This window comes from Candidatus Woesearchaeota archaeon (genome assembly GCA_018303425.1).
Taxonomy (GTDB): domain Archaea; phylum Nanobdellota; class Nanobdellia; order Woesearchaeales; family JAGVYF01; genus JAGVYF01.
This window is the reverse complement of sequence record JAGVYF010000029.1, coordinates 1-8,169: the sequence shown is the minus strand read 5'-3', so window position 1 is coordinate 8,169 and position 8,169 is coordinate 1. Positions and strand designations below refer to the sequence as shown.

Annotated in this window: 14 protein-coding genes and 1 tRNA gene; 2 read left to right on the top strand and 13 right to left on the bottom strand. The window is 30.5% G+C overall.

The genetic code is table 11. The features are described 5' to 3' along the window. Window positions 1-360, bottom strand: a 360-nt coding sequence (locus J4418_04170) for a hypothetical protein (GenBank protein ID MBS3113252.1), incomplete at its 3' end; no start/stop codon positions are given. Beyond that, window positions 347-685, bottom strand: a complete 339-nt coding sequence (locus J4418_04165; GenBank protein MBS3113251.1) for a hypothetical protein — start codon at window positions 683-685, stop codon at window positions 347-349. The genes J4418_04165 and J4418_04170, both read right to left, overlap by 14 nt. 266 nt (window positions 686-951) lie before the next feature. On the opposite strand from J4418_04165, the gene J4418_04160 reads away from it, so the two are divergent. After that, complete coding sequence (locus J4418_04160; protein MBS3113250.1) at window positions 952-1,545, top strand: class I SAM-dependent methyltransferase; 594 nt, start codon at window positions 952-954, stop codon at window positions 1,543-1,545. On the opposite strand, the gene J4418_04155 is transcribed toward J4418_04160, so the two are convergent. The 11 genes from J4418_04155 to J4418_04105 all read right to left on the bottom strand — a co-directional run bounded on the left by J4418_04155 (window position 1,499) and on the right by J4418_04105 (window position 7,593). Then, window positions 1,499-2,251 (bottom strand): arginase family protein, encoded by a 753-nt coding sequence (locus J4418_04155; GenBank protein MBS3113249.1) that lies wholly within the window; start codon window positions 2,249-2,251, stop codon window positions 1,499-1,501. The two genes, J4418_04160 and J4418_04155, sit on opposite strands and share 47 nt — an antisense overlap. A 36-nt stretch (window positions 2,252-2,287) precedes the next feature. Beyond that, window positions 2,288-3,418, bottom strand: coding sequence for a glycosyltransferase family 4 protein (locus J4418_04150; GenBank protein MBS3113248.1), 1,131 nt, complete (start codon window positions 3,416-3,418; stop codon window positions 2,288-2,290). Further along, window positions 3,418-4,071, bottom strand: coding sequence for a PIG-L family deacetylase (locus J4418_04145; protein MBS3113247.1), 654 nt, complete (start codon window positions 4,069-4,071; stop codon window positions 3,418-3,420). Before J4418_04145 ends, J4418_04150 begins: the two co-directional genes overlap by 1 nt. 228 nt (window positions 4,072-4,299) lie before the next feature. Next, a complete protein-coding gene (locus J4418_04140; protein ID MBS3113246.1) occupies window positions 4,300-4,536 on the bottom strand; it encodes a hypothetical protein in 237 nt (78 codons plus the stop codon). 29 nt (window positions 4,537-4,565) lie between these two features. Further along, window positions 4,566-4,818 (bottom strand) — tRNA-Gly (locus J4418_04135). Window positions 4,819-5,313: 495 nt separating this feature from the next. Continuing rightward, complete coding sequence (locus tag J4418_04130; protein MBS3113245.1) at window positions 5,314-5,958, bottom strand: hypothetical protein; 645 nt, start codon at window positions 5,956-5,958, stop codon at window positions 5,314-5,316. A gap of 111 nt (window positions 5,959-6,069) precedes the next feature. Next, window positions 6,070-6,336 carry a hypothetical protein gene (locus J4418_04125; protein MBS3113244.1) on the bottom strand — a complete coding sequence of 89 codons (267 nt, stop codon included), beginning with the start codon at window positions 6,334-6,336 and terminating at the stop codon, window positions 6,070-6,072. Between the two features lie 93 nt (window positions 6,337-6,429). Beyond that, on the bottom strand, window positions 6,430-6,687 hold the full coding sequence (locus J4418_04120; protein MBS3113243.1) for a 50S ribosomal protein L35ae: 258 nt from the start codon (window positions 6,685-6,687) through the stop codon (window positions 6,430-6,432). A 71-nt stretch (window positions 6,688-6,758) separates the two neighbouring features. Continuing rightward, entirely contained in the window at window positions 6,759-6,983 is a 225-nt protein-coding gene (locus tag J4418_04115; GenBank protein MBS3113242.1) for a hypothetical protein, read from the bottom strand. Between the two features lie 114 nt (window positions 6,984-7,097). Continuing rightward, entirely contained in the window at window positions 7,098-7,247 is a 150-nt protein-coding gene (locus J4418_04110) for a hypothetical protein (protein ID MBS3113241.1), read from the bottom strand. An 82-nt stretch (window positions 7,248-7,329) separates the two neighbouring features. Continuing rightward, window positions 7,330-7,593 carry a hypothetical protein gene (locus tag J4418_04105; GenBank protein MBS3113240.1) on the bottom strand — a complete coding sequence of 88 codons (264 nt, stop codon included), beginning with the start codon at window positions 7,591-7,593 and terminating at the stop codon, window positions 7,330-7,332. 52 nt (window positions 7,594-7,645) lie between these two features. Here J4418_04105 and J4418_04100 point away from each other — a divergent pair. Beyond that, window positions 7,646-8,169: hypothetical protein (locus J4418_04100; protein MBS3113239.1), on the top strand; the 524-nt coding region annotated here is incomplete at its 3' end.

Here is an 8,169-nt window from a genome sequence, read left to right as displayed (position 1 = left end):
ACCAACATTATAGGTTCTTTGAACATTGTATTTAGTTATAGAAGAGTACAGATCAATCGTGTCTGCTAAAGCCCCATCTATGTAAACATCCAGCATACCAAAGTCGTCACGAGTCTGGTAAGTTAAAATTACTTCTCCTGAAAGATTATAAACCAGTGAAGAATTGATTGAATTGCTAAACAGTGCAGTATTATTGATATAGTTAGAATCCTCAATAGGTATCCAGACTCCTCCTTGGACAACTTTACCGGTGAGACTATAATCTAAGTAAATTGAGAATGAAAGTAAAGTTAATATTAAAAAAGCTACTAAAAGCTCTTTCCAAACTACCCCTCCCTCAATTTTTTTACATCTTGTCAAGTTTTGCCCTCGCCCTGCTATAAACTGTCCAAATGTTTCTTTGATCCCTGCCTAAAAGCATAGCTATATCTGAAAAACTTAAGTAACGTTCATTTTTCAAATATACAACAATAGATTCTAAAACTGCTAAAGAATAAAAGCGAAAAATTTCCGTAGGAATTTGGATATATTCCAAAATACTTAATTTTGTATTGGGTTCAACTGGTTGTAATTGCGCGGATGCTAATTTTTTATTAGCTCTATTATAAACTGTCCAAATATTTCTTTGATCTCTGGAAAGTAAAATGCCTATCTCTGAAAAATTAAGATTTTTTTCATTTTTCAAGAAAATTACAATTGACTCTAAAACGGCCAAAGGATAAAGGCGAAAAATTTCAGTTGGTATATTTAAATAAGAAAGCGAATTAATTATTTCTTGAGAATTATGTTTCTTTTTAACAATTTTTGAGTATTTTGCTATATTTAAATCTTTTCGTCAATTAGTGATAGGGTTTATTAAGTTCATATTTAACGGGTATTATACTTGAATACACACATTGTGTGTATTGCCTAAAAGCAAATATTTAAATCTTTCTAGATTAAATTAAATTAATGGTTCATTATTATTCTGAAAATCAGGTATCTGAATTCAGCCCAGTTAAAATTAAAGCTGTATTAAGGGGTAAAGATTTAGAATTTTATACCGCCGGCGGCGTATTCTCAATTAAAAAAATAGATAAAGGTACAGAACTGTTAATAAATAATTGTATTATCCTAGATAATTGGGAAGTTTTAGATTTAGGATGCGGATATGGTCCTATTGGCATATCCATTGCAAAAACTACTAACGCAAAAGTTATAATGACTGATATTAACAAAAGAGCATTGAGACTTACAAAAATGAATTTAAAACTAAATGATGTTGAAGTTGAATTAAAACAAGGTGATCTTTATAAACCGCTCAATGGTAAAATGTTTGATACAATCTTAACAAATCCCCCCTATACTGCGGGAAGAAAAATTTGTTTTCAAATCATAGAAGAATCAAAAGAGCATTTAAAGAAAAAAGGTATTTTACAACTTGTAGCAAAACATAGAAAAGGCGGAGATATGTTGTCCAAAAAAATGAAAGAAGTTTTTGCTAATGTTAAAGAAGTAATTAAAGGTTCGGGATATAGACTTTACGTTTTTTTGCGCCAAGCCTAACTGTTAATTCATCTCTGTCTCTTTCGGGAGAGATTTCTACAATGTCAACCATTTTTAGATTTTTTAATTTTTTTATGCGTTTAATAAAATTTAAAAATTCCGCCGAATTTAACCCCCCGGGTTCTCGATAACCGGTACCGGGCGCAAATGCGGGGTCAACAACGTCAATATCAATGCTTAAATAAACCCCTGGCCAAGCAAGAGCAGATTCCATAACTGTTTCACATACATCTTTAATTCCATAATCAAATATTTGTTTCATTGAAAAATATCTGATCTTATTATCTTTTAAAAATTTTAATTCAATCGGGTCAAACTGCCTTAATCCCACTAAAATAATTTTATATGGAGAAAGAATTTTTTCTTCAATTAGAACACGAACAAAATCTTCATGTGTTGGTGGTTGAAAATTATTAACGCAATCGGGATGCGCATCAAAAATAATTAAACCTGCGCCAGGATTGTTTTTAATAAATGCTTTGAATGCTGGGAAAGTTATGGAATGGTCTCCACCAATGATTAGTGCTTTGTCTTGTTCTAAAACTTTTTTATAAATGTTATTATTAGTTTCTTCCAAGTTTGCTTCAACAATTTCAATTTTTTCAAATTGACAATTAATTATTTTGACTATTTCCTCTGGAGCTTTCGCTGAACCTTTTGATTTCCCAAGTCCGCCTTGCTCTGTTGCTGCTAATAATATTTTCATTTTATATTGTAATAAGAAAGTAGTTTTTAAGTGTTACTAAAATTTAGCCAGTACATCTTCAATCGCCTTAATTGTTTCTGTCCAAGAATAATGTTTAATAACTGTAACTCTTGCGCGTTTAGAATACATTTCAATAATGTCCGGGTGATTAACAAGCCATTTTAATTTTTTTTTCAATATTAAATCATTGCGCTTTGGAAAAAACAGGCCATTTTCTCCATTTTTAATTATGTCTTGGGCAATTCCCACTTTTGTTGAGACAATGCAGCAGCCGCATGCCATAGCTTCTAATGTTGCAAGACTTGTGGTTTCAGTTAATGAGGGTAATACAAAAATATCCATTGCCTGATAATAATCAACAACATTATCTTTTGCGCCAGTAACGATTATGTTTTCTTTGGAATCAAATTTTGTCATGTAATCTGAATTACCTGGTCCAACAATTAAAAGTTTAACGTTTGAACATTTTTTGTTTATCCATTCAAATGCTTTATATAAAGTGATTACATCTTTATCTCTGGATATTCTTCCGCAATAACCTATAACTATTTCTTCAGGTTTAATTCCTAATGCTTTTTTAGAGTCAGCTTTATTTTCTGAAGGTTCGAAATTTTTACAATTTACGCCTAGGGGCACAAGAATTTTAACAGTTTCAATCTCTTTAGATTCAAATATGTCTGCTACTTCCTGCGTAGGCATCATTAAAATATCGCATTTATTATAAAGCCAATTTGCAAATACCTGAGTTAATAAACTTGCCAATTGTTTAAAAATTAAAGGACCGGGCACACTTTTTTCTACAAGCGCCCACTCAATTGAATGTATATATGCGATTAAAGGTTTTTTATATCTTTTAGCAATGTAAATGGCTGAAGACCCTAAAGAACCAATACCCTGAGTCCATACAATGTCTGCTTCCTTGATATATGGTTCAAAATTTTTATATTGGGGATATGCAAGTTGAAAATTATTTACAACGAATCTTGATAATGGAAATCTAAAAATCTTTACATCCGGAAAAAATATTGATGACCCGCTGAAATCTGGCGCTAAAACCGTAACATCATAACTTTTAGAAAGTTTGGGAATTACTTCTACGAGAAATCTTGTAACACCGTCCCATTGAGGTAAAAAATTGTCAGTAACGATTAATAGTTTTTGTTTCATTATTTTAAAATATAAAATCTTTCTGCATATCTGCATCCATTATAAAACCCATACATTACTGCTTTTACATAAACACTTATTAATAAATGCGATAAAGCAATTTGTTGGCTTTCAAAACAGTCTAAAGCTTGAAGCTTTTTATTAAATACTTTAGAAACGTCAAAGTATTGTCTTGGCTCAAAACGATTTTTGAAATTAAACGGATTCCATACATCAAAAGCATAAACTCGGCCTTTATAATTAATTGAGTCTAATATTGACATTACAATCTTATTTACATTTGGATGATCAAGTGAAGGAATATCTTTATCATCATTGGTATGTGTAAAGATGATAGAAGGGCTGTGTTTCTCTATTAATTGTTTTAATTTTGAATTAAGATTGAGTTTTTCAGCATCTTGTAAAAATTTAGTTTCTCTTAATCCCAAGAATAAAACTTCTGAACCTCCAATTATTTTGTCCGCATTTTTTGCTTCCTGCACTCTTTTTTTTCTTATAACTTTAGGTTTTAAATGAGAATGACTTTTTTCTCCAAATGAAAATATCACTGTAACGATTTTTTTGCCTTCTTCTGAAAATTTTGCAAGAGTGGCGCCTGGACCTAATATGTGATCATCAGAATGTGCGCAAAAAACCATTACTGTTTCAGTCATATAATCTAAAAATGAATTATTATTATATAAATTATGCTATTCTTAGGCGTTGTCCAGAGTCGTTTCATTGTCAATTAGTATCTTCAGATTTAACTATAACTGCAAGAACGTTCTTGGCTACTTTATGTTTCAAATTATATACTTATATACAGACAATGAACTTTCTGGACAGCGCCTATTCTTGCTTCTGTTTTGCATAAATTCAAAAATTTGCGCCGGATTAGTAAGTTACATGAAATCCATTGCTTTTTGAATTAATGGTAAAACTGCCTTAGCTTCTTCTTTATTCATTCTCCCAAGCTTGGCAAAACTGTATTCCCCTGAAACGTTTTTATTTTCTCTTGATAATTGTAATTTAGGTGTTCCATCATTATATGAGAATACACCTACTGTTATTCTTGATTTTTCAAAATCAATTGATTCTGAAAAAAGGTTTTTATCTAAACTACTGTCAAATCCTGCCATTTTTATTTTCCTCCATTGATTATAATAAATGCGCCAGCCGGGACTTTCGAAGACACATTTTGTCGGGAATAAATTCCCGATCGTGCTTAGGCGAACCCAACACGATAGTGTGCATTATCTAAAAATCCGGAATGGATTTTAGACGCAGGCGAGTTTATCTCATGCTGCATATCGCACTTTTAGTATTATGTCGTACTCTTTTCGAACCCGGATACGCGGCTTGGAAGGCCGCAGTCATTTACAGCAGCTTTTAGAAAGCTGTAGCCGTTAGACCACCGGCGCATTATAATGAAATTTGATTTCCTTTAGTCAAACTTCTATATATCAGACTTAGAGATTCTACTGAAATTAAGAGACTCAATGTCTTCCATACTTCGTGAGAAAGAAACCCTTTATAAAACTTATTATAATAATGAATTTGCGCCGTAAAAATATTCATAAATATTAGCCAGTTATGAGAAATAATTATTGAAAAAGAATATCAGTATATTCAAAAATTAACTAATTTAAATCTATAATTATAAAAAAAGTGTTTTGAATTAGGTTTTTTAAAAATATTAATTAAAGTGTTTATAAATAGGAGTATACTTTTCGCTTATAAGAGGTTTGTATAATACTTAATCTTGTAAAAATTAAGTTATATTTTACGATTTTACGCAAATTTTTACACAAAGGCAATAGAATAAAATTTAATTTTAGAAATGGAGATTATAGACACAGGAGATATTATTAAGCATTGAACTTTTGTTTTTTTGTATATATTAGTTCTTTTTTCTTCTATAACAAATAATCCGGCAATGTTTGATAAGCTCTTTCGCCCAAAACCTCCGGCACTTTTTGAAATTGTTCAATTTTTAACAAAAGCCCGAATTTAATTAGGTCTTCTGAGTTTAATGGTTTTCCGGCTTTAAACAATTTTAAATAGTTAGAATATATCTCATATAAATCTTCTTTCATTAATTTCATGAACCTTGACCGTTTACTTTCAAATTCAGGCAATATTTCAACAATTGAGTCTATTAATTCATTTTTAGTCATTGCAATGAACGGCACATTTATTCCGGGAATTGACCTATTTTTTATTACGCTTTCAAGGTCTCTCACATTTAAGGGTGTATTTTCATCAGGCAGTAAATCTAAAAAATCTTGTTTTTCATAAGCCTCAACGTGTTTTTTAATACATTCAATTTTATTTTTAATAAGTCTTATTTTGTCTTTGCCTTGGGGGACATAATATTCCGATTCAATCCGTTTATTATCAGCCGCAAGTTCATAAAATAAACTAAGTTCATCTAATTCTTTCTGTCTTGCAATATAAATTCTAGCTTTAATTAATGGTTCAACAAAGATAATTGCGTACCTTTCATTAACATGCCAATCCTTATCGTTACAAACCCGGGTTAATTCCCATTTTAATTCCATAAAATATAAATTATCTATGCGCTTTTTATAGATTTGTAAACTATAGAACTTAATTGATGATGGTATTTGCAAAAGTTACTGTATAAATCTTAATGATATAAAATAGGTAAATTAATCAAATAATTCATGATAAAACTCATTATATTTTGCAGAAAACTCAGGATTAAATAAACCATAATAATGGTTAAGTTTTTTGAATTGTTCTTCTCCCATACCCATAGATATGTATTCAAGAAGAATGTCTAGCATACTTTCAATTTCATTTTGGGATCTTTCTTTGTTTTTAATCATTAAATTGATATATTCTTCTAGGACAGGAATATTAGATTCCATCTCCTTTTTTATTTTTTCAGTAATTTTGATAATATCTTCAATCATATAGTTTTTGTAGATTAAGCAATTAAAAACTTTGCCTTTTTAAAATTTCAGCACTATTAACACTCTCTGGAGCATTAATATTAATTACAATGTTTATTTAATCTGAATTTCAGTAGCTAGTGCCTGACCAGGAACCCCTGTAGAAAAAAGAGCCCTCACTGCACCATTGCCACCATGTGCTGCTGAGATTTTACCGTTTATTTCTTTTCCGGCTGGGCTTTTCCAAACAACTTCTTTTCCAACTAGTTTTACAGCTTCTTCTTTAGAAGTAATACCATCTACAATTATAATCATTTGGTTCATTGTCTGGGTTTTAAATCCTCTTCTAAAACTAGATATGATTCCTTTCATGTACTTTAGAATTCAAGAATGATTTATAAAAGTATCGGTATTTTGGGTTTAGATTGGCAAACATTATAAATTTACAGCAATGATTTGACTGCATTATGTTTAAATTTTACCATAATAATATGTAATCCGCAATAAACTGAAGCAAACCCTGCAAACCATACTGAAATTAATTCGATATTCCAGAAAGGCGCATTTAATTTGGATAATTTTGCTAATAACCAAATCCCATTAATTAAAAAAAGAACAGCAATAAACACTTGAATGCTTATTGGCAATAACTTATTTTTTTTGCCCATATTATAAAATCCTCTGTAATATTCCGTTCATATAAAGCCATGTTACAGCTACACCTAACAAAAACCCATACATAAAAAGTTTTACAAAAAACATTGATGCTTTTTTATTTAATTTTAACCAGTTGGGCATATTGTGAACCATTGTGAAACAGGGATGACATCATATACCATTAGGAATGCTAATACTAAACCTATGATTAATCCAATCCACATAAATATCATCTCTTGTTGAAATAAATACCATACAAATCCTTTTTTATTCATAGTTAACACCTCATAACATTAATTTAAGGGGATTTCTTATTTATAAAGATTACTAATTCAATGGCTTTGCGTATAAATTATTTCACATCTTTCGTAAAGTAACATTATAAAAAATTCTGCGTATTTTAAACTGTTCACAAACACTATTTACACTAAATAAATACTCCTCATCAAAAATAATACAAGATTTTGTAGGGCGTTCAAATTCTTTTAAGACTCCTTTGGTCTTATTTTTGTATTTCCCTTTGTGAGATTGTATCCTATAGTTGAAAAGTTTTCTATTAAAACTAATTCTAACACTACTATCTCCTTTAGGTATTGCATAAATCATCATTATTTTTGCCATAAGCACAAATAAAACCGCAAAGTATATAAACTTATGCTCTTTACAGAGCATAATGATTCAATTCCGATCAAAAGATTTGCAAAAATTAGCGCCTCAATTGAGAGAGAAGGGTTATTATATTCCACAACAACAAAGAGGCATTGACTGGTCAGCGTATACAATAAACCAAATAAATGATATTATCGATACACTTCATTTTATCCGAGATGAAGTGGATAAAATTTATCAAAGAAAAGCCCATGAATCTGTTGGTCGTCCTCCAATAGACCCTGGCAATCTTGCCAAGGCAATTCTATTTACTGAATTATATAGTTTTCCAGAGAGAAAAGCGGAAGGGTGGATTAAATTACTAGGGCATCATCTCGGAATTGATGAACATATTGATGATAGAGTTCTCGGAAAAGGATATAAAAATCGAGAAGTAATTTCTATTCTTGAAAAAGTTTTCAAGAATAATCGAAGTTCTGATGGTAAAAATGGGGGCGACGGAACAGGTCTTGAAAAAAGTCGGAAAGAAAATTATGAGTCAACAAAGAAAAAAGGACTTTACATGACTTCAATTGTGGATTCAAGAGA

Excerpts from the sequence above, each read along its gene's own strand:
- J4418_04160 (MBS3113250.1), top strand. The coding sequence starts at position 952 with ATGGTTCATTATTATTCTGAAAATCAGGTATCTGAATTCAGCCCAGTT.
- J4418_04155 (MBS3113249.1), bottom strand. The coding sequence starts at position 2,251 with ATGAAAATATTATTAGCAGCAACAGAGCAAGGCGGACTTGGGAAATCA.
- J4418_04150 (MBS3113248.1), bottom strand. The coding sequence starts at position 3,418 with ATGAAACAAAAACTATTAATCGTTACTGACAATTTTTTACCTCAATGG.
- J4418_04145 (MBS3113247.1), bottom strand. The coding sequence starts at position 4,071 with ATGACTGAAACAGTAATGGTTTTTTGCGCACATTCTGATGATCACATA.
- J4418_04140 (MBS3113246.1), bottom strand. The coding sequence starts at position 4,536 with ATGGCAGGATTTGACAGTAGTTTAGATAAAAACCTTTTTTCAGAATCA.
- J4418_04130 (MBS3113245.1), bottom strand. The coding sequence starts at position 5,958 with ATGGAATTAAAATGGGAATTAACCCGGGTTTGTAACGATAAGGATTGG.
- J4418_04125 (MBS3113244.1), bottom strand. The coding sequence starts at position 6,336 with ATGATTGAAGATATTATCAAAATTACTGAAAAAATAAAAAAGGAGATG.
- J4418_04120 (MBS3113243.1), bottom strand. The coding sequence starts at position 6,687 with ATGAAAGGAATCATATCTAGTTTTAGAAGAGGATTTAAAACCCAGACA.
- J4418_04115 (MBS3113242.1), bottom strand. The coding sequence starts at position 6,983 with ATGGGCAAAAAAAATAAGTTATTGCCAATAAGCATTCAAGTGTTTATT.
- J4418_04110 (MBS3113241.1), bottom strand. The coding sequence starts at position 7,247 with ATGAATAAAAAAGGATTTGTATGGTATTTATTTCAACAAGAGATGATA.
- J4418_04105 (MBS3113240.1), bottom strand. The coding sequence starts at position 7,593 with ATGGCAAAAATAATGATGATTTATGCAATACCTAAAGGAGATAGTAGT.